The sequence below is a fragment of the Dactylosporangium sp. CS-047395 genome (assembly GCF_050942185.1).
Taxonomy (GTDB): Bacteria; Actinomycetota; Actinomycetes; order Mycobacteriales; family Micromonosporaceae; genus Dactylosporangium.
Window position 1 is genome coordinate 9,195,800 of sequence record NZ_CP192015.1, and the last position, 24,344, is coordinate 9,220,143.

Genomic DNA, 24,344 nt, shown 5'->3' on the forward strand with positions numbered 1-24,344 from the left:
GCGGCGGTGCGGCGGTGCGGCGGTGCGGCGGTGCGGCGGTGCGGCGGTGCGGCGGTGCGGCGGTGCGGCGGTGCGGCGGTGCGGCGGTGCGGCGGTGCGGCGAACGACCCAAGGTGCGGCGTGGTTACGAGCGGCCGGGCTCCGAGCGGCGCAGGGCCAGCCGGGCCAGGCCGATCAGGATGACAATCTGCAGGAGCAGGATGAGCACCGAGCGCCACCACGCGCCGGCGGTGTGCTCCCACAGGGCGTCCTTGAACGGGATCATCGACTGCAGGTCCACCGTCGAGCCGCCGGCGGCCATGCCCCAGCGGGTGGGGAAGAGCCAGGAGATCTGCTCCAGGACCTTCTGGCCGCCCAGTTCGAACAGGCCGCCGGACAGGACCAGCTGGGCCATCACCGCGACCACCAGGACCGGGGTGGTCTGTTCGGTCGTCTTGACCAGGGCGCTGACCAGCAGGCCGAACGCCATCGAGGCCAGGGCGACCAGCGCGACCGGGATGGTGATCTCGACCAGCCAGTACTCCTTGAAGATCAGCGGGTCCTTCGGCGGGTTCTTGCCGAGCAGGGCCAGCCAGCTGAACAGGGCGGTCTGGACGATGATGATCAGGGAGAAGACGAAGACCTTCGACGCCAGGTACGCGCCCGCCGACAGCCCCACCGCCCGCTCGCGTTTGTAGATGGTCGACTCGTTGACCAGCTCGCGGATGGCGGCCGCGGTGCCGAGGAAGGCGGCGCCCACGGCCAGGACCACGAGGAGGCGCTGGGCCTCCAGGCTGTAGCGGGTCAGGCCGGGGGCCAGGCCGTTCTCCCCCGGAACGGTGCGGGTGAGCAGCGCCAGCGCCAGCGGCAGGCCGAGCAGGAAGACGCTCAGGCCGCGGTCGGCGCCGATCACCCACAGCATCCGCAGGCACAGGGTGAGGAACTGCCGGATCGGCGCCGCGGGGTGCACGACCCGGCTGCGCAGCGACGCCCCGCCGAGCCTGACCCGCGCCCGGCCGACCGCCTTGGACGACGAAGACGGCGAAGACGGCGAGGACGGCGAAGACGGCGAGGACGGCGAGGACGGCGAAGACGGCGAGGACGTCGAGGACTCGACCGGGCCCGCCGAAGCCGAGGAACCAGGCGAACCCGAAGGACGCGCGGGCATCGACTGCTCGGCCGTGGACTCCCCCACCGCCGTCGTGGCACCGGGAGCGCCGCTCAACGAAGACCCGCCCGAGGAAGTCCCGGCCGGAGGAGAAACGGCAGGAACACCGGCAGGAACACCGGCAGGAGCGGCGGCAGGAGCAGCGGCGACCCGCTGCGCCGGGATCGGCACGTCGACCACCTCAGGCTTCGGCGGCGGGGCCTCGGCGATCTGCTCGGTCACGTAGCGCGTGTACAACTCCGACGAGCGGTATTTGCGCGTCCAGTGCTCCGCGTTGTTCGTCACCTCGCGGAAGACCTCGGCGTAGTCCTCGGCGCCGAAGAAGTCCAGCACCTCGCCGGGCGGCCCGAAGTAGCCCATGCGGCCGCCGACCGTGAGCACGAGCACGCGGTCGGTGAGGTCGAGGTGCATCACGTTGTGCGTGACGACGGCGACCGTGCGGCCCTTGTCGGCCAGGTCGCGCAGCTCCTCCATGACCTCCTTGTCCAGGGCCGGGTCGAGGCCGGACGTGGGCTCGTCGAGGAAGAGCAGGCTCGGCTCGGTCAGCAGCTCCAGCGCGACCGAGACGCGCTTGCGCTGGCCGCCGGAGAGGCTGTCGATGCGCTGCTTGGCGCGTTCGGTGAGGTTGAGGGTCTTCAGGACCTCGGCGACGCGGGCGCGGCGTTCCTTGCGCGGGACGTCGTCGGCGAAGCGCAGGGCGGCCGCGAAGCGCAGGGCGCGGCGGACGGTGAGCTGGCGGTGCAGCACGTCGTCCTGCGGGACCATGCCGATGCGGTAGCGCAGCTCGGCGTAGTCGGCGTAGAGGTCGCGGCCGTCGTAGCGGACCGCGCCCTGGGTGGCCGGCCGCAGCCCGGCGACCGCCTTGACCAGGGTGGACTTGCCGCAGCCGGAGGGGCCGATGATGGCCAGCAGGCTGCCCTCGGCCAGGGCGAAGCTCACGTCGTCAAGGAGGATCGCGTCCTTGATCCGCACGGTGAGGTCGTCGGCGATGAGCGAGGAGGGGCCGGCGTCCTCGAACTCGTGGAGGCGGGCGCCGTCGAAGATGAACTCGTGCTTGCCGATCGAGATCATGTCGCCGGGGGTCATGTCCTGGCGGGTGATCTGCTTGCCGTTGTGGAAGGTGCCGTTGCGGCTGCCGAGGTCGACCACCTCGAAGCCGCCGGTCTGGGTGCGGCGTAGCTCGGCGTGGTTGCGTGAGCTGCGCAGGTCGCTGAGCACGATGTCGTTGTCGGCGCCGCGGCCGATGCGGATGCGCCCGGCGCCGAACTCGTGCTGGGTGGCCTCGCGCTGCTGCGCCGAGGGCTGCTGCGGCGAGGGCTGCTGCGGCGGGGAGGGCTGGACCGGCAGACGCTCCGTGATGGTGACGACCTTGAACGTGACCGCGGGGCCGTCGGCCGAGCCGAGGTGGACCTCGCCGCCGTCGGTCGCGGCGACGAAGGCCGCCTTCTCGCCGCCCGAGTAGACGCCGTTGCGGCTGCCCAGGTCGCGCAGGAACCAGCCGTCGTCGTTCCAGATCACCTCGGCGTGCCGCCGGGAGATCAGAGTGCCCTCGACCACCAGGTCGTTGGCGGCGTCGCGGCCGATGGTCACGGTGTCGTCCGGACGGACCGTCGCCATCTTGTCGCCGCTGGTCACCTCGAGGACCTGAAGCTCCCGGGTCACCGTCTGCTGATCGATGCTCGCCACGGGCCTCATCATGCCGTGGAGGTACGACAGAAAACACCCGGGGCCTATGTATCAGGAGCCCGCCGCCTCCCCTCACGTATGTCGGGAGCGAACAGCGACCTGGCGGCAAGACCGGAAACGCAAGGGGGGAACGGCATGGCCCCGGACGAGTGGCGCGAACGACGCGCCCGGCGACTCGCCGGCCTGCCATGGGTTCGCCGGGAGGACCGGGCCGACGGCACGCCGGTGCGCTTCGTCGCCGACGAGCTCGTCGTGCTCGCCGAGCACTTCGCCACCGCCCGCCAGGCGTTCGCCGAGCAGGGGCTGTCCGATCGGGACGTCATCGAGGAGGGGGACGTCCCGGACGGGCTGCGGCGGGTCCGGGTCGAGGGGCTGGACGTCGCGCGAGCCGCGCGGCGGGTGCGGGTGCAGGCGGAGGCGGCCGGGGACACCCGCGTCGCCGCCTCGCCCAACCACGTGTTCGTCTCGACGCCGTTCGCGCACGCCGGGGCCTACGGATCGCCGCGACCGGCGCCGCCCGGCGCGCTGACCCGGCCCGGGGACACCGGCGGGGTGCGCGTGCTGGTGCTCGACACGGGGGTGTGGCTCAACAGCCCGCTGCCGAAGGAGCGGTACGTCACCGACGACTTCGAACCCGGTGACGACGACGGCGACGGGGTGCGCCAGGGCGACGCGGGACACGCGAACTTCGTCGCCGGCGTGATGCTGGGCCGGTCCCAGCGGGTGCGGCCGAGAGTGGTGCGGATCGTCGACACGTTCGGGGTGTGCCGGGAGAGCGACCTGGTCGCGGCCCTCCGGCAGGCGGGCGACGATCCGATCGTCAATCTCTCGCTGGGGGGATACTCGCTGGACGACCGGCCTCCGGTCCTGCTCACAGCGGCGCTGGGGGGCCTGCTGACGAGCGGTGACCGGGTGGTCGTGGCGGCGGCCGGGAACGACGGCCGGCACGACCGGCCGTTCTGGCCCGCCGCGTATGCCGGGACGGGCGTGCCGTGGCGGCGGCGCGTGGTCGCGGTCGCCGCACACGACGGCCGGCGCATCTGCGACTGGAGCAACACCGGGCCGTGGGTGACGCTGGCCGCACCGGGGGCCGACGTGCTGAGCACGTACGTGCATCACGAGGGCTTCCCGGACGGCTGGGCCCGGTGGAGCGGCACGTCGTTCGCGGCGCCGTTCGTGGCCGCGGCGATCGCCGACGCGCTGCCGGCGGCCGGCTCGGCCGGGGTGGCGGCGCAGTCGGTCGTGGCGGGGGCGGGGCTGCGCTACGGCCGCTACGCGGGGGTGGCGTAGAGCCATGCATCACACCAGGGGGAGGGGGGTGACGGGGTGCGGCACGCTGATCGCCGCACCCCGTCGCCCGGTGGCCGCGATGCTACCCTTCGGAGCCATGGCCGACCCCGAAAGTCCCGGTGAGCACGAGAATGCCGCACTTCTGCGGGCGGCCGCGGCCGGTGACCAGAAGGCGTGGGAGTCCATTGTGGACAGATACGCCAACCTCGTCTGGTCGGTCGCGCGCAGCTTCCAGCTCGGCCAGTCCGACGCCGCCGACGTGAGCCAGGCGACCTGGCTGCGGCTGGTGGAGCACGTCGATGCCGTGCGCGAGGCCGACAAGCTCGGCTCGTGGCTGGCCACCACGGCCCGCCGCGAGGCGATCGCGCTGCTGCGCAAGAGCGGCCGCGACGTGCCGGCGGGCTCGGCCGGTGACTTCGTGGAGACGCTGGGCGGCGCGCCGGCCGGGCTCGACCCGGTCGAGGACGAGCCGGACGCCGGGGTCCTGCGCGACGAGCGCGACGCCCTGCTGTGGAACGAGTTCCGCACGTTGTCCCGTCAGTGCCAGCAGCTGCTGCGGGTGCTCATCGCCGATCCCCCGCCGAGCTACGCCGAGGTCTCGGCCGCGCTCGACGTGCCGATCGGCAGTATCGGTCCGACCCGCAAGCGCTGCCTGGGCACGCTGCGCCGACGATTGGCGACTTCGATATGACCGACCGCGGCTGGGCAGGGCCGACCCGATGATCGGGGAGGAAGAGGTGCTGAGCTCTTTGCGTGACATCGCCGGCCGGCGCGACCCGGTGCCGCCGAACGTCCTGGCGGCCGCGCGGGCGAGCCTCGCGTGGCGCGACCCGGACGCGGCGCTCGCCGCGCTGACCCGCGACTCGCTCGACCGGCTCATCGCCGTGCGGGGCGGGGTGCGCGGCGGCTCCCCCCGAGTGCTGACGTTCTTCAGCGGTGCCCTGACCATCGACGTCCAGGTGACCAGCCGCGCGGGCACCGTCGACGTGGTCGGCGAGCTGGCCCCGGTGGTCGCGGCGCGGGTGGTGGTGGAGTCACCGGCCGGGTCGCACGAGACCGCCGCCGACGACGAGGGGCGGTTCCGGGTCGACGGGGTCGCGCCGGGGCCGGTGCGGCTGCGCTGCGAACCCGCGATCGAGGGGGCATTCGTGCCGGTCCGCACAGAATGGGTGCAATTGTAGGGATCTTCACAAAAGCCGAGGTCGCTGGGGGTACCGTCGCGAAAAAGCGACGCTGCGAGGAGCCGGCCATGCCCATCGACCACGTGCAGATCGTGTCCATCCCCGTGACCGACCAGGACCGGGCCCGCGACTTCTACCTCAACGCGCTGGACTGGGAGCTCATCAGCGACAACGACGAGGGCGAGCGGCGCTGGGTCGAGGTCGCCCCGAAGCACGGCCAGACGTCGTTCGCGCTGGTCACCTGGTTCGACTCGATGCCGCCGGGCTCGCTGAAGGGCATCGTGCTGGACACCGACGACATCGAGCACACCTACGAGGAGCTCTGCGAGCGCGGGATCGTCTTCGAGACGCCGATCGAGGAGGGCCCGTTCTCCCGGGTCACCAGCTTCACCGACCCCGACGGCAACTGCTTCGTGCTGCACCAGCTCTACCAGCCCCGGGCCCGGACGGTAAGCTTCGCCGCGGCGAGGTCGTAGCGCCTGGGCCGTAGCGCAGAGGTCGTCGCGCGCCGACTCATAATCGGTGAGGACGCCGGTTCGATTCCGGCCGGCCCAGCAGCGGCTACCATACGGCGGTGCTCGGCCCGTCCGACGTCGAGGCCTGCCTCCGTGTGCTGGCCGCGATCGATGACGCCGACGATCGGGTCGTCGCGGCGGTGGACCAGGCCTACAAGGCTCGGAAGAAGCGTCGCAAGGTCGAGCGGCGCACCGCCGCCGCCGAGCACGACCGGCAGATCCTGACCCAACCCCAGGAGCACAACCCTCCTCTTGTACGCGTACGCCACTGCTACGTGTGCAAGTCCGGCTATCGCGAGGTCCCACCGGCGTACCCGCAGATGTGCCAGGACTGCGCCGCGGGCAACACCGCCCGCCGCCACGCCCGCTGCGACCTCACCGGACGGCGCGCCCTGCTCACCGGCGGCCGCATCAAGATCGGCTTCGAGACCGCGCTCAAGCTGCTCCGCGACGGCGCCGACGTCATCGTCACGACGCGCTTCCCGCGGGATGCGGCCACGCGCTTCGACGCGGTACCGGACGCGGACGTGTGGCGGCACCGGCTCCACGTGCACGGCGTGGACTTCCTCGACCTGGCCGGCGTCGTCGGGCTGGCCGACGCCGTCACGGCACGCTGGGGCCACCTCGACATCCTGGTCAACAACGCGGCCCAGACCATCCAGCGCCCGGCCGCGTACTACCGCGAGCTCGCCGCCGCCGAGGGCCGCCCCGCCCTGCCCGCGGGCCCGGCCGAGCTGTTCTTCCCGGCCGGCGCCCTGGACGAGACCGGCCAGCCGCTCGACCTGCGGCCGGTGAACAGCTGGACGCTCAAGCTGCACCAGGTCACCCCGCGGGAGTGGATGGAGGTGCAGGTCGTCAACGCGTTCGTACCGTTCCTGCTGATCGCCCGCCTCCGCCCGCTGCTGGCCGCCTCGCCGTTCCCCGACCGGTACGTCGTGAACGTCTCCGCGATGGAGGGAAGTTTCAGCCGGGAGCGCAAGACGGCCGACCATCCGCACACGAACATGGCCAAGGCCGGGCTGAACATGCTGACCCGGACGATCGCCGGCGGGTACGCGGCCGACGGCATCCACGTGACCTCCGTCGACACCGGCTGGGTGACTGACGAGCGGCCGCACGCGACCCGCGGGCACCTGCACGAGCGGGGCTTCCGGGTGCCGCTGGACGTGGTCGACGGCGCCGCGCGGGTGTACGACCCGATCGTCCGCGGCGTACACGGCGACCCGGTGCACGGCGTCTTCCTCAAGGACTACCGGGAGGTGCAGTGGTAGACGACGATGTCGAAATCGCGTGCCCGGTGATTCAGGCACCGGCAGTACCAGAGGCGGATCTTTCGCTCTTGGAACCGCTGCTGGCCCGGCTCGCGGACCCGTCGGAGGTGGCCGCGACCGAGCGTTTCCCGCTCGGCACGCTGCAGCCCGACGGCCGGCTCGACCTGTGCAAACAGGGCCTCGGCGCGAACGGCGTGACCCGCGTGCTGGACCGCGTCGTCGAGTCGGGCCACGCGGTGCACCTGCTGCTGGGCACCAACGGCCTCGGCGCGCCGGGGACGGCCGCGCTGGCCGCCGCGCTCGCCCCCGGGCACGGCGTCGAGACCCTCTACCTGGGCTGCAACGCCATCGACGCGGGCGGCGCGGAACCGCTGTTCGAGCGGCTCGCCGGCGACGACACGGTGACGGCGCTGTGGCTCAAGCGCAACCCGCTCGGCGACGACGGCGCGGCCGCGCTGGCCGCGATGCTGCGCACGAACACCGCCATCACCACGCTCGACCTGGTCAACACCGGGATCAGCGCACGCGGCCTGGGGCTGCTGGTCGACGCCCTCGCCGCGCGGGAGCGGCCCGTCGCGCGGGTCTTCCTCGGCGGCAACGGCCTGGGCCCGCCGGCCGCCCCGCTGCTGGCCCGCCTGCTGGCCGAGGGCGGCGTGTCGGGCCTGTTCCTGGCGGCCAACCGGCTGGGCGACGAGGGCGTCGCGCGGGTCCTGTCCGGGCTCTCCCGCGGCGGTACCACCCTGGGCCTCGGCGGCAACGGCCTGACCGACGTCGCGCCGCTGACCCAGCGACTGTCCATGGTGGACGCCGTGGACCTCGGCCGCCCGCTCTCCCTGCGGGTGCTGGGCGCCCGGGACAACACGATCGGCGACGCGGGCGCCTTCCTGCTCGCCGACGCCCTGCCCGGCAGCCCCGTGCGCCGCCTCGACCTGCGCCACACCGGGGTGCGCGGGCGCGGGGCCAAGCGGCTGCTCGGCGCGGTCGAGACCGGCCGCACCGAGCTGCGCCGGCTGACCCTCGGCCCGGACGTGCCGCGGCGCATCAAGCGCGTCCTGGCCCAGCTCCTGCCGGGCGACGAGCCGTCCCTGGCCAGCGAGATCCTCAGCGTGTACCGATGACCGCCCTGGTACCTCGCGACGCCCTCACCGCCTGGGTGCGGGTCCGCCGCCACGCCGTACCGCGGGCGATGATCGAGGAGGCGACCGCGGCCCGCCTGGCCGGCGACTGGCGCGCGGCGTGCGCGGCCGCCGGCGTGCTGATCGGGGCGGACGGGGCGGACGGGGCGGACCTTGCGCCGTACGCCGACGACCTGCGCCACCTCGCGCCGGACCTCATGCGCTGGCACCTGCCGCGCGATACGGCCGGCGGCGACACGACCCTCGCACCGCAGGCGCTCGTCGTGCTGGCCCACCGCGCCGCGACGTACCTGGCCGTGGCGACGCCGCGGTTCACGCGGTCCGCACAGCGCGTGACGCTCCTGGTCACGACGAACCTCAACGAGCGCTGGCACCACCGGACCCTCGACTGGACCTCCGCCCGCCACCTGTGGGACGCCCGCGAGGCCGATCGGCTGCTCTACCGCACACCCGGCCCGGACGCGGCGCCGGAACCGGCCGCGGTCGACCTGCACCTGGTGCGCCTCGGCCTGCTCTCCCCCACGGACCTGCACCCCCTGATCGGCCCGCTGCTCGAGCCCTTCGCGGCGCCAATGCCGCCGAACCGCCCAGATGCGACCGTACGCGTGCGGTGCGGCGGCGAGTGGCACGAGCTCGGCTGGGAGCACGGCCGGATGCGCATGCCGCACACCGACGAGGAGCGGCGCCGCGAGCAGGCGCTGCGGGTCCTGGGCGGTGAGGTGCACGGGTGCTTCGCGGCCGAGTGGGGCTGGACGGTCCGCTCGGTCCGGCTGCCCAAACGCCTCGAAGCCCAGCGGCGCGACCTGCTGCTCTGCATGCTGCACGGCGACCTCGCGGGCGTGACCGCGCGGCTCGACGCGGGCCTGGACCCCCGCGTGCGCGACCCGGACGGCCGCTCCCTGCTGCACCTGCTCCCGTGCGTGGACTGGCGGCCGGGCTGGCCCGACCTGCTGCGCCGGCTCCTCGCCGCCGGGCTGCCGATCGACGACCGCGACCACCTCGGCCGCACCCCGCTGCACGCGGCCGTGCAGGACGACGGCTCGGCCGAGCTGATCCGGGCGCTGCTCGCGGCAGGCGCCGACCGAAATGGGGTTGATCTTCCCGCTAGTCTCGCCCTATGACCGAGGCACGCGACCTGCTGGCAGCGGCGGACGAACTGCTCGCCGCGACCCGGGCCACCCGCGTCGAGCGGCGCGACAACGTGCAGCTGGAGGCGCTCGCCCTGGCGGTCTCGGCCAACCTGCCGGTGCTGCTGTGGGGCGAGCCCGGCATCGGCAAGTCCTCGGCCCTGCAGCAGCTGGCCGACCGGCTCGAGGTGCCGATGGAGACGGTCATCGCGAGCATCCACGAGCCCTCCGACTTCGCCGGCCTGCCCGTCGTCGGCGACGACCCGGCGACCCAGGGCGTGCCGATGGCCCCGCCGGACTGGGCCGTCCGGCTCACCCGCAGCGGCATCGGGCTGGTCTTCTTCGACGAGCTGTCCTCAGCTCCGCCGGCCGTGCAGGCCGCCCTGCTGCGCGTAGTGCTGGAGCGGCGGGTCGGCAGCCTCGAACTGCCGCCCGGCGTCCGGGTGGTGGCCGCGGCCAACCCGCCCAACAGCGCCGCCGACGGCTGGCACCTGAGCCCGCCGCTGGCCAACCGGTTCGTGCACCTGCACTGGACGCACGACCCGGCGGTGGTGGCCCGCGGCCTGGCCGGGACATGGCCGACCGCCGACATCCCGCGCGTCGACCCGCGCAAGGCCGCGTCCGCGCTGGCCCGCGCCCGGGGCACCTTGTCGGGCTTCCTCACCGCGCGCCCGGGCCTGACCCACCACCTGCCGGCCGACGCCGAGGCCCGCGGCGGCGCCTGGCCGTCCCCGCGCACCTGGGAGATGGCGTTGCGGCTGCTCACCTTCGGGCTGGCCGGCGACGCCTCCAAGGAGGCCCTCGCGACCGCGCTGATCGGCGCGATCGGCGACGGCGCGGGGCTGGAGTTCATCACCTACCTCGACGAGCTGGACCTGCCCGACCCCAACCGCGTGCTGGCCAACCCGGACGCGTTCGCGCTGCCCGACCGGGGCGACCGCCAGCTCGCCTTCCTCACCGCGATCGTGTCGGCGGTGCAGTCGGAGCCGTCGCGGGCGCGGTGGGAGGCCGCCTGGACGGTGCTCGCAAAAGCCGTGGACGCGGGTGTACCCGATGTGGCCGCGCGCGCCGCGCACGATCTCGCGGTGATGCGTGAGAAGACCTGGCGCCTCCCGACGACGATCGACGCGTTCATCGACATCCTGCAGCAGTCGGGCCTGATGAACCGGTGACCGCCCTCGACCGGACCAAGCTGCTGGCGGCGCGGCTGCGGGCGGCGAATCTGCGGCCCTATCTGGCGTCGGCGCTGTACGCCCTGTCGGTCGTGCCGTCCACGCACCTGTCGACGATGGGCGTGGACCGGTACTGGCGGCTGTACGTCAGCCCGGACTTCGTCGCCGCCCACCCGGTCGACGAGCTCGCCGCCGTCTGGGTGCACGAGGTCGCCCACCTGCTGCGCGACCACCACGGGCGGGCCGAGCGGCTGCTGGACGCCGACCGGGCCGACCACCGGCGGGTCAACCTCGCCCAGGACTGCGAGATCAACGACGACCTGATCGCCGACGGGCTGTCGCTGCCGGAGGACCGCGTGGAACCCGGGACGTACGGGCTGGCACCCGGGCGGCTCTTCGAGGAGTACCTGGCCGGCATCCCACGCACGCACATCGTCCACGTGCAGTGCGGCTCGGGCGCGCACGGCCTGCCGGTCGCGGGCGAGCTCGGGGCCGACGGGGCGCCGGCCGTGCGCGAGATCGAGGCGGGGGCCATCCGCCGGCAGACCGCCGACGCCATCCGCGCCCACGCGCGGGCCCGCGGCTCGGTCCCGGGCGGCTGGCTGCGCTGGGCACACGAGATCGCCGAGCCGACCGTGGACTGGCGGCGGCTGCTCACCGGCGCCGTCCGGCAGGCCGTGGTGTGGGCGAGCGGGGCGGTCGACTACACGTACGCGCGCCCGGGCCGGCGCAGTGCCGCGCTGCGCGGGGTCGTCCTGCCCAGCCTGCGCCAGCCGCTGCCGCGCGTCGCGATCGTCATCGACACCTCCGGCTCGATGGCCGACGACCAGCTCTCCTCGTGCCTGGCCGAGGTGACCGGGGTGCTGCGCGCGGTCGGCATCCGCGGCAACCGGGTCACCGTGCTCGCCTGCGACGCCGACGTGCAGGCGGTGACCCGGGTGAGCAAGGCCGATCAGGTCCGCCTCGGCGGGGGCGGCGGGACCGACATGCGGGTCGGCATCGCGCGCGCCCGCCGCGTCGCCGAGCCGCCGAACATCATCGTGGTGCTGACCGACGGCTACACCCCTTGGCCCGACGAGTCCTCCGGCTGCCGCGTGATCGCCGGCCTGGTCGGGCCCACGCCCCCGGCCACCCCGCCCTGGATCGAGGCCATCCACATCAAGGACCACTGACCACCCGGCACTGACCACCACCGGGCACTGACAACCTTTGGCGACTGTCCCGGGCGCGGCCGCGCCGCCTAGCGTGGAGCCATGGCCGATCACGAACTGGGACTCACGCGCGGCGACCGGGCGCTGCTGTTCGGCGGGCTGCCGCTGCTCGGCGGGCTGGCCGGGTGGGGGCTGCCGGCCCTGGCCCGGTGGCTGCTGTCCCTGCCGTGGGTGCCGTTCGCGGGGCCGCTGCGGCTCGTGCGCGACCTCGACTCCGGATGGGGGCTCGTGGCGATCGTGGCCGCGGGCGTGTTGCTCGGGGGTGTCCTGGGGTTGGTGGCGGTGCACGAGTCGCTGCGGGTCACCGTGGCCGACGCCGCGCTGACGTTCGTGAAGGGCGACGACCGCCGGACCGTCGAGCGCCGGGACGTCGACCACGTCTTCGTCGACGGCAAGGTGCTCGTGGTGCTCGACCGGCAGTCGCGGCAGGTGGTGCGCGACCGGCTGGAGAACGCCGGGAGCGCCCGGGTCGAGCAGGCCTTCCGCAGCCACGGGTACCCGTGGGTGGCCGCCGACCCGTACGAGACGCTGTACCGGCGGTGGGTGCCCGACCTGCCCGACCTGCCGGCGGCGGTCAACGCGGTGCTCGCCGCCCGGGCCAAGGCCCTGGAGGCCAAGAGCGCGGCCGACGCCGACGAGCTGCGCGACGAGGTGCAGAAGCTGGGCTTCACCGTGCGGGACGTGGGCACGACCCAGCACTGGCGGCCGCTGGTGCGCACATGAGGGTGGTCCGCAACCTCGCCGTCGACGTGACCTCCAGCGTCATCGCGCTGCTGGTCGCGCTCATGGCGGTGACGGCCGGGCTGGACGGCGGCTACCTCAGCGACGAGCGGCTGTTCGTGTCGCTGCTGGTCACCGCGCCGGCCGTGGTGGCGCTGTGGTTCCGGCGGCGGTGGCCGGTCGGCGTCGCGCTCGCGCTGCTCGGGCCGATCGCGATCACCGACCTGGCCGGGGGTGCCGCCCTCATCGCCGTGTTCGGGGTCGCCGTGCACCGGCCGCTGCGCACCGCCCTCTGGGTCGGGCTGCTGCACCTGGCGGCCGGCATCCCGTTCAGCATCCGGTACCCCGATCCCGACCTGCGGGCCATCGGGACCAACACGCTCGCCCTGCTGCTGCTCGCGATCGTCATCGCCTGGGGCACCGCCGTGCGGGCCCGCCGCGAGCTGATCGTCTCGCTGCGGGAGCGGGCGGTGCGGGCCGAGGACGAGGCGCGGCAGCGGGCCGAAATGCTGCGCGGGCTGGAGCGGGAGCGGATCGCCCGGGAGATGCACGACGTGCTCGCCCACCGCATCTCGCTGATCAGCCTGCACGCCGGGGCCCTGGAGATCCGCGACGACCTGACCCGGGAGCAGGTCGCCGACGCCGGCTCGACCATCCGGACCAGCGCGCACCAGGCGATGGAGGAGCTGCGCGAGATCCTCGGGGTGCTGCGGGCCAGCGACCGGGACGAGGTGCGGCCCCGGCAGGGCCTGGCCGACCTCGACGAGCTGATCGGGGAGGCCCGGAAGGCCGGCATGACGGTACACCTGGAGCATCACCTCGACGGCGAACTGCCGGCCGCGGTGGACCGCACGGCGTTCCGGCTGGTGCAGGAGGGGCTGACCAACGCCCGCAAGCACGCGCCCGGGGTGCCGGTCGCGGTGCTGCTGGAGGGCGGGGACGAGGTGCGCGTCCGGATCAGCAACCCGCTGCCCGAGCGGTTCCCGGTGGCCGCGCTGCCCGGCGCCCGCTCCGGCCTGGAAGGGCTGGCGGAGCGGGTGGCGCTGGCCGGCGGGCGGTTCGTGCACGGCGTCCGCCGGGACGGGACGTTCACCCTGGAGGCGTGGCTGCCGTGGGAGAAGTGAGCGGCGCGGTGATCAGGGTCGTGGTGGTCGACGACGACGCGCTGGTGCGGGCCGGGCTGGCCATGGTGCTCGGTGGCGGCACCGGGGTCGAGGTGGTCGGCGAGGCGGCCGACGGGGCCCAGGCGGTCCGCACGGTCCGGGCCACCCGCCCGGACGTGGTGCTGATGGACATCCGGATGCCGCGGATGGACGGGCTCGCCGCGCTCGAACAGCTCCAGCCGGACGGGGCCCGGGTCGTCGTGCTCACCACCTTCGACACCGACGAGCACGTGCTGCGCGCGCTGCGGCTGGGGGCGCACGGGTTCCTGCTCAAGGACACCCCGCCGCTGGCGATCCTGGACGCGGTGCGGCGGGTCGCGGCCGGCGAGCAGACCCTCTCACCGTCCGTCGTGCGCCGGCTCATCGCGCACGTCGCCACCGACGACCGCGGCGAGGCGGCCCGGCGTACCCTCACCGCGCTCACGCCCCGCGAGCGCGACGTCGCCGAGGCGGTCGCGGAGGGCCGCTCCAACGCCGAGATCAGCGCGGCCGTGCACATGAGCGTGGCCACGGTGAAGACGTACGTCTCGCGGATCCTGGCCAAGCTGGGCTGTACCAACCGGGTCCAGGTGGCGATCCTGGTCCACGAGTCACGCCTGGATTAACGTCCGGGCCAGACCGTCGAGGACCGCTTCGAGGCCGCGATCGAACTGGGCCGCCATCGCGTCCTTGGTCATGGCCGGGGCCGGGGCGTCCGGCGAGCCGGGCTCGTTGCCGCCCAGCAGCGCCGCGGTGTGCGGGTAGCGGCCGGTGGCGAGCTGCTCCATCCCGTAGGCCACGCTCGCCCGCACCACCTCCGGGTCGGTCTCGGCGCGGAACTCGGCGGCGCGCAGGGCACTGCCGTAGACGTACGCGTCGACCACCCCGATCACCTCGAACTTGCCGGCCGCGTCGAGCCCGGCTCCGTCCAGGGCGGCCAGGCTCTGCTCGAAGTGCAGCATCGCGTTCGGGCCGAGCGCCGGGCCGTGCCGCAGCGTGATCGCCCACGGATGGCGGGCCAGCACCGCCCAGGTGCGCCGGGCCACCGCCGCGGTCGCCGCCCGCCAGCCGGCCGGCAGCTCGCCCGCGGGCAGCACGACCTCGGCCATGAGGGCGTCGTCCATGAGCGCGAACAGCTCGTCCTTGGTCTCCACGTAGTTGTACAGCGTCATCGTGCCCGCCCCGAGCCGCGCGGCCACGTTGCGCATGGACACGGCGTCGATGCCCTCGGCGTCGGCGATCTCCAGGGCGGTGGCGGCGATCCGCTCGCGGCTGAAGCGGGGCGCGCGGGCGCTGGGCTCCGGCCGCGCCCAGATCGGCGGTCCGGGCATGCCGTCAATTATCGGTGATAGCGGTTCGCGATGAACCCCGGCTCCGGCTCGTGTCGCGACGGCGCCGGTTTCAGCGCGGTGTGCGCGCCGAATCCCCGCCCGAGCGCGCGGACCTGCTCCTCCATCAGCGGCACCGAGCGCCTGGCCTGCGACTCCAGGACCTTCTCGGCCAGGCGGCTGTTGAGCAGGGTGCGGAACCAGTACATGAGCATCACGCTGCGGGGCACGAAGACCTTGCGGCGGCGGCGTTCCAGCGCGTCGACGAACGCGGCCGCGCAGCGCTCGACGGACGTGGTCGAGCCCATCGGCGGGGGCAGCCGGCGCAGCGTCTCCTTGAACGAGGGCAGGTCGTCCTGGGCGTCGCGGACCAGGTCGGTGTCGATCCAGCTCGGGTGGGCGGTGCCGACCGCCACGCCGTGGTGGGCGACCTCGAGGCGCACCGCGTTGCCGAAGTGCTCGACGCCTGCCTTCGACGCGCAGTACGGGGCCATGCCCGGCAGCGCGGCGTACGCGGCGGCGGAGGCGACGATCAGCAGGTAGCCGCGGGCCGCGATCAGGTGCGGCAGGCAGGCGGCGGCGGTGCGCATGACCCCGACCAGGTTCACCTCGACCGTGCGGACCAGGGCCTCCACGTCGCCGGTGGCCATCGTGCCGCGGCTGGCCACGCCGGCGTTAGCGACAACGGCATCGATCCGGCCGTACGCGGCGAGCACCCCCTCGACGGCCGCCGCCATACTGGCCTGGTCGGTCACGTCGGCGGCGAACCAGACGGCGCCGAGCTCCCCGGCCAGCGGCTCCAGCCGGTCGGGCTCCAGGCCGACCAGCGCGAGCCGGGCCCCGCGGGCGGCGGCCTGGCGTGCGGTGTGTTCCCCGATGCCCCGAGCGGCCCCCGTGACCAGGACCACCTGACCGTCCAAGCTGCGCTTCACCGTGGGCCTCCCATCAGGCTTCACGATCGGCGGTACCGTGTAGTACCAGGCAAACTAGCACCCAGGGTCATTGTCGCGAAAGGTCGAGGACGCCGCATGACGAGCACCAGGACCGCCGAGGAACTCCGGCAGGACCTCACGGGCGGGCTGGCCCAGGCGATCGCCGCGAAGGGCTACGCGGCCACCACGATCGCCGACGTCGTCATGCACGCGCGGGTCTCCAAGCGCACGTTCTACGAGCACTTCGCGGACAAGGAGGCCTGCCTGATGGCCCTCTACGAGCAGGGCTGCGGGCACCTGCTGGAGGTCGTGCGCAGCGCCGCCGGGCCGGGCGGGCGGCCGTGGAAAGAGATGATCAACTCCGGGGTCACCGCGTACCTGACCGCGCTGGAGAGCATGCCCGCCGTGACCCGCACGCTGCTGGTCGAGATCCAGGCGGCCGGCCCGCGGGCGTTCCGGCTGCGCCAGCAGACCCAGCGCCGCTTCGCCGACACGCTGGTCGAGGTGATCGAGCGGGCCCGGGCCGAGGACCCGGCCATCCCGCCGCTGTCCCCGCTGCTCGCGATCGCCCTGGTCGGCGGGGTGCACGAGATGATGCTGCAGGTCTGCGACCCGTACACCGGGGCCGGGCCGTCCTTCACCGAACTCACGCCGGCCGTGGACGAGCTCGTCTACGCCATCCTCACCAATCCCTGGGCGGCGACGGATGGAATGATCGGCCGTACCGGCGAGTTGCACGGTTAAAAGACGAAGGGACGCGTTTGCGGTGCTGAACCCCAGCGAACTTTACGAGCTTGCCGAGGACTCCCCGGCGGCCGACCGGCCGGTGCTCGTGCACGCGCTGACGGGCTTCGTGGACGCCGGCAGCGCCGCCCGCCTGGCCCGGGAGCACCTGCTCAGCGTCGGCCAGCCGCGCACGATCGCGAGGTTCGACCTCGACCAGCTCTACGACTACCGCAGCCGGCGCCCGCCGATGCTGTTCGTCGAGGACCACTGGGAGCACTACGAGCAGCCGGAGCTGACCCTGCGGGCCCTGCGCGACGCCGGTGGCAGCGAGTTCCTGCTGCTCGACGGGCCCGAGCCGGACCTGCAGTGGGAGCGGTTCACCGCGGCCGTGCTGGAGCTCATCGAGCGCTTCGACGTGCGGGCCACGGTCGGGCTCACCGCGATCCCGATGGCCGTGCCGCACACCCGCCCGACCGGCGTGACCGCGCACGGCACGAGCCGGGACCTCATCGCCGGGTTCGAGCCTTGGCTGCAGCGGGTGCAGGTGCCGGGGGCGGTGGCGAACCTGCTGGAGTACCGGATCGGCCAGCAGGACCGCGACGCCTTCGGGTTCGCCGTGCACGTGCCGCACTACGTGGCCCAGGCCGAGTTCCCGGCGGCGGCCGAGAAGCTGCTGTCCTGCCTGGCCGACTCGACCGGCCTGCGGGTGCCGATGGAGGAGCTGCACGCCGCGGCCGAGTCGGTCCGCGCGGAGATCGACGTGCAGATCGCCCAGGCCGACGAGGCGGCTTCCCTGGTACGCGCGCTGGAGGAGCAGTACGACGCCTTCACCCGCGGCCGCACGGGCAACAACAACCTGCTGGCGGACTCGCCGGCGCCGCTGCCGACCGCCGACGAGATCGGGGCCGAGCTGGAGCGCTTCCTGGCCGAGCAGACCAAGGGCGACGAGCCCCCGCTGGGCTGAGCCGCTACCAGGACGTCCCGGTGAGCCGCTCGTACACCTCGATGTAGCGGGCCCGGGTCTGGGCGACGACGTCGTCCGGCACCTCGGGCCCCGGCGCGGTCTTGTTCCAGCCCGTGGACAGCGACCAGTCGCGGACGGCCTGCTTGTCGAACGAGAACTGGGTGCGGCCGGGCTCCCACTCGTCGAGCGGCCAGAAGCGCGACGAGTCCGGGGTGAGCACCTCGTCGGCCAGCACCACGGCGCCGTCGCGGCCGCGGCCGAACTCCAGCTTGGTGTCGGCCACGACGATCCCGCGCTCGGCGGCGAGGGCGGCGCCGCGGGAGTACACCCGCATGGTCAGGTCCTTGAGCTCCTCGGCGAGCTCCTTGCCGATGTCCTCGCGGACCTCGTCCAGGGTGATGAACTCGTCGTGCTCGCCCATCGGGGCCTTGGTCGTCGGGGTGAACACCGGCTCGGGCAGCCGCGAGCCCTCGACGAGCCCCGGCGGCAGCTGGACGCCGGCGATCTCGCCCTTCTCCCGGTATTCCGCGAGGCCCAGCCCGGCGAGGTAGCCGCGCGCGATGCACTCGACCGGCACGATCTCCAGCCGCTGGCAGCGGATCGCCCGGCCGGCGAACTCCGCGGGCACGTCGGTCGCCGAGATCACGTGGTTGGGGACGATATCGGTGAGCTGGTCGAACCACCACAGCGACAGGCGGGTGAGCACGGCGCCCTTGTCCGGGACCGGCGTCGGCAGCACCACGTCGTAGACGGAGATGCGGTCGGAGGCGACCAGGATCAGATCGTCGCCGTCGGCGTAGACGTCACGGACCTTGCCCGAGTGCAGGAGTTCCACGCGTTGGAGCCTATCGGAACGGAGTACCGTGACCTGCGTCACGACGTCGTGAGTGGAGGTCCCCATGCCCTTCGATCCCGCCAAGACCGCCATCGTCCTCATCGAGTACCAGAACGACTTCGTCTCCGAAGGCGGCGCGTTCCACGGCGCCGTGCAGGGCGTCATGGACAAGACCGACATGATGGCCAACACCCGCAAGGCCGTGGCCGCCGCCCGCGCGGCCGGGGTGACCATCATCCACGCCCCGATCACCTTCGCGCCCGGGTACAACGAGATCACCTCCCACCCGTACGGGATCCTCAAGGGGGTCGTGGACGGCAACGCCTTCGTCAAGGGCGAGTGGGGCGCGCAGATCGTCGACGAGCTGGCGCCCCAGGCCGGCGACATCGTGGTCGAGGGCAAGCGCGGGCTGGACACGTTCGCCAGCACCAACCTCGACTTCATCCTGCGCAGCAAGGGCATCACCACGATCGCCATCGGCGGCTTCCTCACCAACTGCTGCGTCGAGTCCACGATGCGCACCGGCTACGAGCACGGCTACCAGGTGATCACCCTGCAGGACTGCGTCGCGGCCACCTCGCAGGAGGAGCACGACAACGCGCTCAAGTACGACTTCCCGATGTTCTCCACGCCCATGTCCGCGGCGGACTTCGCCGGGCAGCTCTAAGCCGCCTTGAAGTAGCGCACCGCCAGGCCTCCGGCCACCAGGAAGCTGACGCTCAGCACCACCAGGTGCAGCAGGTGCGGGGTGTCGCCGGCCCAGGCGGCCTGGATGGCCTGGCGGAACGCGCCCAGCGGGGTGAAGTCCCCGATCCGGCGCAGCACGCGCGGCAGGTACTCGACCGGGACGTACAGCCCCGCGAAGAAGGCCGACGGGAACCACATCGCCAGCGCGTAGCCGGTGGCCGCCTTCGCGCTGCCGGCCACCGCCGCGACGAGCAGGCCGATCGGGAAGAGCCCGAGCACGCCCAGCACGAACGTGGGCAGCACCAGCAGCAGATCGGGCAGGTGCATGCCGAGCGCGGCGACGCCGATGACCAGGGTCAGCAGGGTCGAGAACAGCACCACGCCGCCGTTCATGAGCAGCTGGGCGCCGAGCATGACGGCCGGCTTCACCGGGGTCGTCGCGAACCGGCGCAGGATGCCCTTCTCGCGGTAGGTGGCGAGGGCGACGGGCAGCATGAAGTACGCCACCATCGCCATCGACACCATGATGGACATCGACGGGATGACGGTGTCGATCCCGCGGTGGCCGCCGAGGGCCGGGTCGGCCTTGTGCACGTCGCCGGGCAGGCCGAACACGACCAGCAGGGCGACCGGCAGCAGGACGGTGAACATCGGGCCGGCGATCTCGCAGAGCATGAGCCGGGTCTCGATCATGGTCAGGCGGGTCAGGGCGCGCATGTCAGGACTCCTTGCCGGTGAGCGCGACGAAGGCCGACTCCAGGTCGGCCTGGACGATGTTGAGCGACAGGGGCACCACGTCGCGGGCGGCCAGCGCCCGGGTCACCTCGTGGGCGAGGTTGCCGCGGCCGGTCACGTCCCAGATGCCGTCGTCGCCGACGGTGATCGCGTCGACCCCGGGGACCCCGGCCAGGTCAGCTTCCGCGAGCGGGGCGGACGGGCGGAACGTGACGGTGACCCCGGCGGCCACCCGCCGGATGAGCCCGGCGGGACTGTCGACGGCCACCGTCCGGCCGCCGTCGATCACCGCTATCCGGTCGCACAGCCGCTCGGCCTCGTCCATGAAGTGGGTCACCAGCAGGACGGTGACGCCGCCCGCGCGGATGTCCTCGATCAGCCGCCAGGGTGTCCCGGCGGGCCTGCGGGTCCAGCCCGGTCGTCAGCTCGTCCAGCACCGCCACCTCGGGCGAGCCGACCAGCGACAGCGCGATCGACAGGCGCTGCTTCTGACCGCCGGAGAGCTTCTTGTACTGCTGCTCCCGGTGCTCCCCCAGCCCCAGCCGCTCCAGCAGCGGCCCGGTCGCGGCCGGCCGGTCGTAGAACGACGCGAACAGCTCCATCGCCTCGCGGACCCGGATCCGGTCGGGCAGCTGCGACTCCTGCAGCTGCACGCCGAGGCGCTGGCGGAGCTCGGGGTCGCCGGGTTCGCGGCCGAGCACCCGCACCGCGCCGCCGTCGGCCGTGCGCAGCCCCTCCACGCACTCGACCGTCGTGGTCTTCCCGGCGCCGTTGGGCCCGATGATGCCGAAGATCTCGCCCGGCTCGACGGTGAAGGTCACGTCCCGGACGACCTCGCGGCCGCCGTACCGCTTCCGCAGGTGCCGCACATCGATGACTGCCATGCCGATCACTCTCCCGGCTTCCCCGACCGGGCAGAATGACGCTGGATGCCGACGCGGGGGTGCAGTTATCTGCACCCCGGACGGCAGTCAGGGCCGATGTGCGGGGCGACGGGGAAGGCGAGGCTCGGTGGCATGACGTACCCCAAGGCGCTCGCCCGCAGCGCGCTGCTGCTCGGCCTGACCGTGGTCGTGTTCGCCCAGTTCCTGGTCACGGTGCTGGGTGCGTGCCTGATCCTGATCCAGCCGGGCATCGCGAGCCGCCGGCTGACCAACCGGTGGCGGGCGATGTTCGGCGCGTGGCTCGGCCGCGTGATTCCGGTGCCGTACCTCCCGCCTCCCGACCCGCCCCGGCCGGACGAGGAAGGCCTGTACCGGCACGACACGCAGCTGTACCGCTCGCCGCGCTTCCCCGCCTACATGGCGCGGATCGACTGGTTCACCAAGGACCCGGCGCTCGCCCGGGACCTGCGGTGGCAGTGGCTGTTCCCGCTCGCCGTGCTGCTGATCATCCCGATCGGGCTGCCGGTCGCGCCCTGGGCGGTGCGGGCCGTCGCCGCGTGGAGCGCGTGCCTGCTGCGCCCGGCCGACGCCCCGCGCAAGGCCCGGGTCAAGCGCACGGACCAGATCCTGCTCGCCTGGGCCCGCTGCGGCTTCCTCGTGCTCAGCGCGGCCGTGCAGGTCGCGCTGTTCGCGGTCACCCTGGTCTGCTGGGCCCTCGGCTTCGGGCTCGGCCTGGTGTTCCTGATCCCGCTCGGGCTGACCCACTTCCGGTGGCTGGCCAACCTCCGCCGCTCGTACGCGTCCTGGGCCGGGGTCGCCATCGAGCGCCCGTACGCCCCGCGGCGCCGGCCGGAGCTGCGCGAGGACGGGATGTACCGGGTGGGGCGGACGCTGTACAAGACGGAGAACTGGGCGCAGTTCAACGCCAACTGGCAGTGGGTCTGGCACGACCCGGCCTCGTGGCGGGACCTTTTGTGGCTCGTCGCCGACGCGGTCGTGGTCGGCGTCGTGGCCGGCATCCCGGTGGTGGCCGGCATCTACGGTGCCTGGGGCCTTGCCCTGCCGTGGCTGTGGACCGAGCTCTTCGACGCCGGGTGGAGCCGCTGGTACGGCGCCTTCGCCGGCAACCGCCCGCTCGGCCTGACCATCGGCCTGGTGCTCGTGGCCGGCGCGCTCGCGCTCGCCCATCCCGTGCTCACGTTCGCCTCCCGCTGGACCGCGCTGCTGCTGCGCCCGACTGCGAAGGAAGAGCTGCGGCGGCGGGTCGCGCGGCTCACCGAGACCCGCGCGGACGCGGTGGACGCGCAGGCGGCCGAGGTCCGCCGGATCGAACGCGACCTGCACGACGGCGCGCAGGCCCGGCTCATCTCGGTCGGGCTGACCCTGGGCGCGATCGAGCGGCTCATGGACACCGACCCCGACGCCGCCCGCAAGCTCGTGGCGCAGGCCCGGGAGACCTCGCAGACCGCCCTGACCGAGCTGCGCGACCTGGTGCGCGGCATCCACCCGCCGGTGCTGTCCGAGCGCGGCCTGCCCGACGCCGTGCGGGCCCTGGCCCTGGACACCGCGGCCGACGTCACCGTCACCGGCCGGCTCCCCGGGCGGCTGGCCGCGCCGGTCGAGTCGGCGGCCTACTTCGCGGTGAGCGAACTGCTGGCCAACGCGGTCCGGCACGGCCACGCCGAGCACGTCATGGTGCACATCGTGCACTCCGGCGGCCTGCTGCGCATCACGGTGACCGACGACGGCGAGGGTGGCGCCGATCCCTCCCGCGGGACCGGGTTGCGCGGCATCGAACGGCGGTTGGGTACCTTCGACGGAACGCTCGCCATGCGGAGTCCGGCCGGCGGGCCGACCGTCGCCTCGCTGGAGCTGCCGTGCGCGTTGTCCTCGCCGAAGACCTCTACCTCCTGAGGGACGGCATGGTCCTGCTTTTGCAGAGCCATGGCTTCGAGATCGTGGCCGCCGTCGACACCGGCCCGACGCTGCTCGCCGCCCTGCTGGAGCACCGCCCCGACGTGGCCGTGGTCGACGTGCGGCTCCCCCCGTCGTTCACCGACGAGGGCCTGCAGGCCGCCCTGGCGGCCCGCCGCGAGGTGCCGGGCCTGCCGGTGCTGGTCCTCTCCCAGCACGTGGAGCAGTTGTACGCCCGCGAGCTGCTCGCCGACGGCACCGGCGCGGTCGGCTACCTGCTCAAGGACCGGGTGTTCAACGCCGACCAGTTCATCGACGCGGTCCGGCGGGTGGCCTCGGGCGGCACCGTAATGGACCCCTCGGTGATCGCGAAGCTGGTGGCCCGGCCGACGCCGCAGACGGGCACCCTGACCCCGCGCGAGCGGGAAGTGCTGACGCTGATGGCGGAGGGGCGCTCGAACGCGGCGATCGCGAAGCAGCTGTTCCTGAGCGAGAGCGCGGTGAACAAGCACATCGCTTCCATTTTCGGGAAGCTCAACCTGCCTGTTTCGGACGACGACAATCGGCGGGTGCTCGCCGTCCTTGCCCACTTGCAGGGTGCTGCGAAAAATCCCGACGCCTAGCGGCGTCAGGATTTTTCGGACATATCACGATTTAGCGGCCTTGCCTTTGCTAGGCGACAACTGTTCCGGCGGCGGCGATCGCGGCACCGCGCGCGCCCGCCATGTCCCGCTCGGGCACCAGCGAGAACTCGGCCACCGCGGCCTGCTCCTCGCGCAGCAGCGTGTGCTCGCGCACCTGGGCCAGGAACCAGTCGCGGAAATGCGGCGCCGCCTCCACCACACCGCCGCCGACGAAGTAGCAGTCGGGATCGGTGAAGTTGGCGGCGATCGTGAACAGCCGGCCGAGCCCCATCGCCTGCTGCTCGAAGATCTTCAGCGCGAGGCCGTCGCCCTGCTCGGCGTAGGAGCGGACCTGCTTGGCCGCCGCCTTCAGGGAATCGGCGCCGTGCAGCGGGTGGTCCGGGAAGCGGGTCAGCCAGTACGGGAGAAGATTGCGCACGATCCCGGTGAGCGACGAGACGCTCTCCACGTCACCGAGGAACCCGCACCCGCAGGACGGCAGCGGCTGGCCCTCCTCGAGCAGCCCGTGCATCGGGATGTGCACGTGACCCAGCTCGCCCGCCATGCCGGCCGCGCCCTTGATGACCCGGCCCTGCTCGATCACGCCGCCGCCCAGGCCGGTGCCGACGATCGCCGAGACCGAGGACTTGCGGTCGGAAGCACTGCCGAAGTACACGTGGTGCGCGTACAGGGCGGCCGCATTGCCGTCGTTGTTGTAGACGACGGGCAGGCCGAGCCGGCGCTCGAGCGCGCCGCGGAAGTCGTAGCCCCACCAGGCCGGCTGGGAGAAGTTCGTCGCGCCCTTGGAGGAGATCACGCCGTCGGCACTGGCCGGCCCCGGGGTGTCGAGCCCGACGGCGACGACGCGGGACCGGTCGACCTTGGTCACGGCCAGGATGTTCTCGAACGCGCCGGCCAGCGACTCGACCGCCGCCTCCGGCCCCTCGAGCACCCGGCTCGGCACCTCGACCAGCCCGTCCACCAGGAACGAGCCCTCGTGGTCGAGCACCGTCGCGTTGTTCGCGGTGCCGCCGTTGTCGAGCCCGACCACGACCCAGTCCTTCGCGTTCACCATCGCCGACTCCCTGAAGACTTCGAGACGCGGTGCACGGTACCCC

25 protein-coding genes and 1 tRNA gene are annotated in these 24,344 nt (G+C 73.2%); 18 read left to right on the top strand and 8 right to left on the bottom strand.

Features of this window, described 5'->3' with window-relative positions; all coding sequences use genetic code 11:
- Positions 1-124: 124 nt before the first annotated feature.
- Positions 125-2,833: an ATP-binding cassette domain-containing protein gene (locus tag ACQP00_RS42960; protein WP_433208266.1), complete on the bottom strand. Its 2,709-nt coding sequence runs from the start codon at positions 2,831-2,833 to the stop codon at positions 125-127.
- A gap of 135 nt (positions 2,834-2,968) precedes the next feature.
- Between ACQP00_RS42960 and ACQP00_RS42965 the strand changes: the two genes are divergently transcribed.
- The 13 genes from ACQP00_RS42965 (at position 2,969) to ACQP00_RS43025 (ending at position 14,224) form a co-directional block, all read left to right on the top strand.
- Entirely contained in the window at positions 2,969-4,123 is a 1,155-nt protein-coding gene (locus ACQP00_RS42965) for a S8 family peptidase (protein ID WP_433208269.1), read from the top strand.
- A gap of 97 nt (positions 4,124-4,220) precedes the next feature.
- The gene (locus ACQP00_RS42970; protein WP_433208272.1) at positions 4,221-4,814 is read left to right on the top strand and encodes an RNA polymerase sigma factor; all 594 of its coding nucleotides are present in this window, start codon (positions 4,221-4,223) and stop codon (positions 4,812-4,814) included.
- A gap of 28 nt (positions 4,815-4,842) precedes the next feature.
- On the top strand, positions 4,843-5,304 hold the full coding sequence (locus ACQP00_RS42975) for a hypothetical protein (protein ID WP_433208275.1): 462 nt from the start codon (positions 4,843-4,845) through the stop codon (positions 5,302-5,304).
- 68 nt (positions 5,305-5,372) lie between these two features.
- Complete coding sequence (locus tag ACQP00_RS42980; protein WP_433208278.1) at positions 5,373-5,780, top strand: VOC family protein; 408 nt, start codon at positions 5,373-5,375, stop codon at positions 5,778-5,780.
- A 4-nt stretch (positions 5,781-5,784) separates the two neighbouring features.
- Positions 5,785-5,859 (top strand) — tRNA-Met (locus tag ACQP00_RS42985).
- Positions 5,860-5,878: 19 nt separating this feature from the next.
- On the top strand, positions 5,879-7,090 hold the full coding sequence (locus ACQP00_RS42990; protein ID WP_433208281.1) for an SDR family NAD(P)-dependent oxidoreductase: 1,212 nt from the start codon (positions 5,879-5,881) through the stop codon (positions 7,088-7,090).
- 68 nt (positions 7,091-7,158) lie between these two features.
- On the top strand, positions 7,159-8,208 hold the full coding sequence (locus tag ACQP00_RS42995) for a gala protein (protein ID WP_433208284.1): 1,050 nt from the start codon (positions 7,159-7,161) through the stop codon (positions 8,206-8,208).
- Positions 8,205-9,347: an ankyrin repeat domain-containing protein gene (locus ACQP00_RS43000; RefSeq protein WP_433208287.1), complete on the top strand. Its 1,143-nt coding sequence runs from the start codon at positions 8,205-8,207 to the stop codon at positions 9,345-9,347. Before ACQP00_RS42995 ends, ACQP00_RS43000 begins: the two co-directional genes overlap by 4 nt.
- Positions 9,344-10,525 (top strand): AAA family ATPase, encoded by a 1,182-nt coding sequence (locus ACQP00_RS43005; protein ID WP_433208290.1) that lies wholly within the window; start codon positions 9,344-9,346, stop codon positions 10,523-10,525. Before ACQP00_RS43000 ends, ACQP00_RS43005 begins: the two co-directional genes overlap by 4 nt.
- Positions 10,522-11,697 carry a vWA domain-containing protein gene (locus tag ACQP00_RS43010; protein ID WP_433208293.1) on the top strand — a complete coding sequence of 392 codons (1,176 nt, stop codon included), beginning with the start codon at positions 10,522-10,524 and terminating at the stop codon, positions 11,695-11,697. Before ACQP00_RS43005 ends, ACQP00_RS43010 begins: the two co-directional genes overlap by 4 nt.
- Before the next feature lie 81 nt (positions 11,698-11,778).
- Positions 11,779-12,459, top strand: coding sequence for a YqeB family protein (locus tag ACQP00_RS43015; protein WP_433208296.1), 681 nt, complete (start codon positions 11,779-11,781; stop codon positions 12,457-12,459).
- Entirely contained in the window at positions 12,456-13,580 is a 1,125-nt protein-coding gene (locus ACQP00_RS43020; protein ID WP_433208299.1) for a sensor histidine kinase, read from the top strand. Before ACQP00_RS43015 ends, ACQP00_RS43020 begins: the two co-directional genes overlap by 4 nt.
- Positions 13,581-13,642: 62 nt before the next feature.
- Positions 13,643-14,224: a response regulator gene (locus ACQP00_RS43025; protein WP_433224199.1), complete on the top strand. Its 582-nt coding sequence runs from the start codon at positions 13,643-13,645 to the stop codon at positions 14,222-14,224.
- On the opposite strand, the gene ACQP00_RS43030 is transcribed toward ACQP00_RS43025, so the two are convergent.
- Complete coding sequence (locus ACQP00_RS43030) at positions 14,210-14,929, bottom strand: TetR/AcrR family transcriptional regulator (RefSeq protein WP_433208302.1); 720 nt, start codon at positions 14,927-14,929, stop codon at positions 14,210-14,212. The genes ACQP00_RS43025 and ACQP00_RS43030 overlap by 15 nt on opposite strands.
- Before the next feature lie 8 nt (positions 14,930-14,937).
- The gene (locus ACQP00_RS43035; protein ID WP_433208305.1) at positions 14,938-15,858 is read right to left on the bottom strand and encodes an SDR family oxidoreductase; all 921 of its coding nucleotides are present in this window, start codon (positions 15,856-15,858) and stop codon (positions 14,938-14,940) included.
- 96 nt (positions 15,859-15,954) lie between these two features.
- Here ACQP00_RS43035 and ACQP00_RS43040 point away from each other — a divergent pair, with 96 nt between their 5' ends.
- On the top strand, positions 15,955-16,602 hold the full coding sequence (locus tag ACQP00_RS43040) for a TetR/AcrR family transcriptional regulator (RefSeq protein ID WP_433208308.1): 648 nt from the start codon (positions 15,955-15,957) through the stop codon (positions 16,600-16,602).
- Positions 16,603-16,624: 22 nt separating this feature from the next.
- On the top strand, positions 16,625-17,548 hold the full coding sequence (locus tag ACQP00_RS43045) for a proteasome assembly chaperone family protein (RefSeq protein WP_433208311.1): 924 nt from the start codon (positions 16,625-16,627) through the stop codon (positions 17,546-17,548).
- A 4-nt stretch (positions 17,549-17,552) separates the two neighbouring features.
- Here ACQP00_RS43045 and ACQP00_RS43050 read toward each other — a convergent pair whose 3' ends face one another.
- Positions 17,553-18,383, bottom strand: a complete 831-nt coding sequence (locus ACQP00_RS43050; protein WP_433208314.1) for a phosphoribosylaminoimidazolesuccinocarboxamide synthase — start codon at positions 18,381-18,383, stop codon at positions 17,553-17,555.
- Between the two features lie 64 nt (positions 18,384-18,447).
- On the opposite strand from ACQP00_RS43050, the gene ACQP00_RS43055 reads away from it, so the two are divergent.
- Positions 18,448-19,050, top strand: a complete 603-nt coding sequence (locus ACQP00_RS43055) for a cysteine hydrolase (RefSeq protein ID WP_433208317.1) — start codon at positions 18,448-18,450, stop codon at positions 19,048-19,050.
- Here the strand turns inward: ACQP00_RS43055 and ACQP00_RS43060 are convergent.
- The 3 genes from ACQP00_RS43060 to ACQP00_RS43070 are packed head-to-tail and all read right to left on the bottom strand — an operon-like array spanning position 19,047 to position 20,689.
- Positions 19,047-19,787 carry an ABC transporter permease gene (locus ACQP00_RS43060; RefSeq protein WP_433208320.1) on the bottom strand — a complete coding sequence of 247 codons (741 nt, stop codon included), beginning with the start codon at positions 19,785-19,787 and terminating at the stop codon, positions 19,047-19,049. The two genes, ACQP00_RS43055 and ACQP00_RS43060, sit on opposite strands and share 4 nt — an antisense overlap.
- Before the next feature lies 1 nt (position 19,788).
- The gene (locus ACQP00_RS43065) at positions 19,789-20,037 is read right to left on the bottom strand and encodes a hypothetical protein (protein ID WP_433208323.1); all 249 of its coding nucleotides are present in this window, start codon (positions 20,035-20,037) and stop codon (positions 19,789-19,791) included.
- Positions 19,982-20,689, bottom strand: coding sequence for an ABC transporter ATP-binding protein (locus tag ACQP00_RS43070; RefSeq protein ID WP_433208326.1), 708 nt, complete (start codon positions 20,687-20,689; stop codon positions 19,982-19,984). Before ACQP00_RS43070 ends, ACQP00_RS43065 begins: the two co-directional genes overlap by 56 nt.
- Before the next feature lie 132 nt (positions 20,690-20,821).
- Between ACQP00_RS43070 and ACQP00_RS43075 the strand changes: the two genes are divergently transcribed.
- Together ACQP00_RS43075 and ACQP00_RS43080 are read left to right on the top strand one after the other, a co-directional pair.
- The gene (locus ACQP00_RS43075; RefSeq protein WP_433208329.1) at positions 20,822-22,603 is read left to right on the top strand and encodes a sensor histidine kinase; all 1,782 of its coding nucleotides are present in this window, start codon (positions 20,822-20,824) and stop codon (positions 22,601-22,603) included.
- Positions 22,567-23,226 (top strand): response regulator transcription factor, encoded by a 660-nt coding sequence (locus tag ACQP00_RS43080; RefSeq protein WP_433208332.1) that lies wholly within the window; start codon positions 22,567-22,569, stop codon positions 23,224-23,226. Before ACQP00_RS43075 ends, ACQP00_RS43080 begins: the two co-directional genes overlap by 37 nt.
- Positions 23,227-23,275: 49 nt before the next feature.
- Here ACQP00_RS43080 and ACQP00_RS43085 read toward each other — a convergent pair whose 3' ends face one another.
- Complete coding sequence (locus ACQP00_RS43085) at positions 23,276-24,301, bottom strand: ROK family protein (RefSeq protein WP_433208334.1); 1,026 nt, start codon at positions 24,299-24,301, stop codon at positions 23,276-23,278.
- Positions 24,302-24,344: the final 43 nt, after the last annotated feature.

Excerpts from the sequence above, each read along its gene's own strand:
- ACQP00_RS43055 (WP_433208317.1), top strand. The coding sequence starts at position 18,448 with ATGCCCTTCGATCCCGCCAAGACCGCCATCGTCCTCATCGAGTACCAG.
- ACQP00_RS43025 (WP_433224199.1), top strand. The coding sequence starts at position 13,643 with ATGGTGCTCGGTGGCGGCACCGGGGTCGAGGTGGTCGGCGAGGCGGCC.
- ACQP00_RS42975 (WP_433208275.1), top strand. The coding sequence starts at position 4,843 with ATGATCGGGGAGGAAGAGGTGCTGAGCTCTTTGCGTGACATCGCCGGC.
- ACQP00_RS43075 (WP_433208329.1), top strand. The coding sequence starts at position 20,822 with ATGACGTACCCCAAGGCGCTCGCCCGCAGCGCGCTGCTGCTCGGCCTG.
- ACQP00_RS43060 (WP_433208320.1), bottom strand. The coding sequence starts at position 19,787 with ATGCGCGCCCTGACCCGCCTGACCATGATCGAGACCCGGCTCATGCTC.
- ACQP00_RS42980 (WP_433208278.1), top strand. The coding sequence starts at position 5,373 with ATGCCCATCGACCACGTGCAGATCGTGTCCATCCCCGTGACCGACCAG.
- ACQP00_RS42965 (WP_433208269.1), top strand. The coding sequence starts at position 2,969 with ATGGCCCCGGACGAGTGGCGCGAACGACGCGCCCGGCGACTCGCCGGC.
- ACQP00_RS43085 (WP_433208334.1), bottom strand. The coding sequence starts at position 24,301 with ATGGTGAACGCGAAGGACTGGGTCGTGGTCGGGCTCGACAACGGCGGC.
- ACQP00_RS43040 (WP_433208308.1), top strand. The coding sequence starts at position 15,955 with ATGACGAGCACCAGGACCGCCGAGGAACTCCGGCAGGACCTCACGGGC.
- ACQP00_RS43015 (WP_433208296.1), top strand. The coding sequence starts at position 11,779 with ATGGCCGATCACGAACTGGGACTCACGCGCGGCGACCGGGCGCTGCTG.
- ACQP00_RS43070 (WP_433208326.1), bottom strand. The coding sequence starts at position 20,689 with ATGGCAGTCATCGATGTGCGGCACCTGCGGAAGCGGTACGGCGGCCGC.
- ACQP00_RS43020 (WP_433208299.1), top strand. The coding sequence starts at position 12,456 with ATGAGGGTGGTCCGCAACCTCGCCGTCGACGTGACCTCCAGCGTCATC.
- ACQP00_RS43005 (WP_433208290.1), top strand. The coding sequence starts at position 9,344 with ATGACCGAGGCACGCGACCTGCTGGCAGCGGCGGACGAACTGCTCGCC.
- ACQP00_RS42970 (WP_433208272.1), top strand. The coding sequence starts at position 4,221 with ATGGCCGACCCCGAAAGTCCCGGTGAGCACGAGAATGCCGCACTTCTG.
- ACQP00_RS43000 (WP_433208287.1), top strand. The coding sequence starts at position 8,205 with ATGACCGCCCTGGTACCTCGCGACGCCCTCACCGCCTGGGTGCGGGTC.
- ACQP00_RS43030 (WP_433208302.1), bottom strand. The coding sequence starts at position 14,929 with ATGCCCGGACCGCCGATCTGGGCGCGGCCGGAGCCCAGCGCCCGCGCG.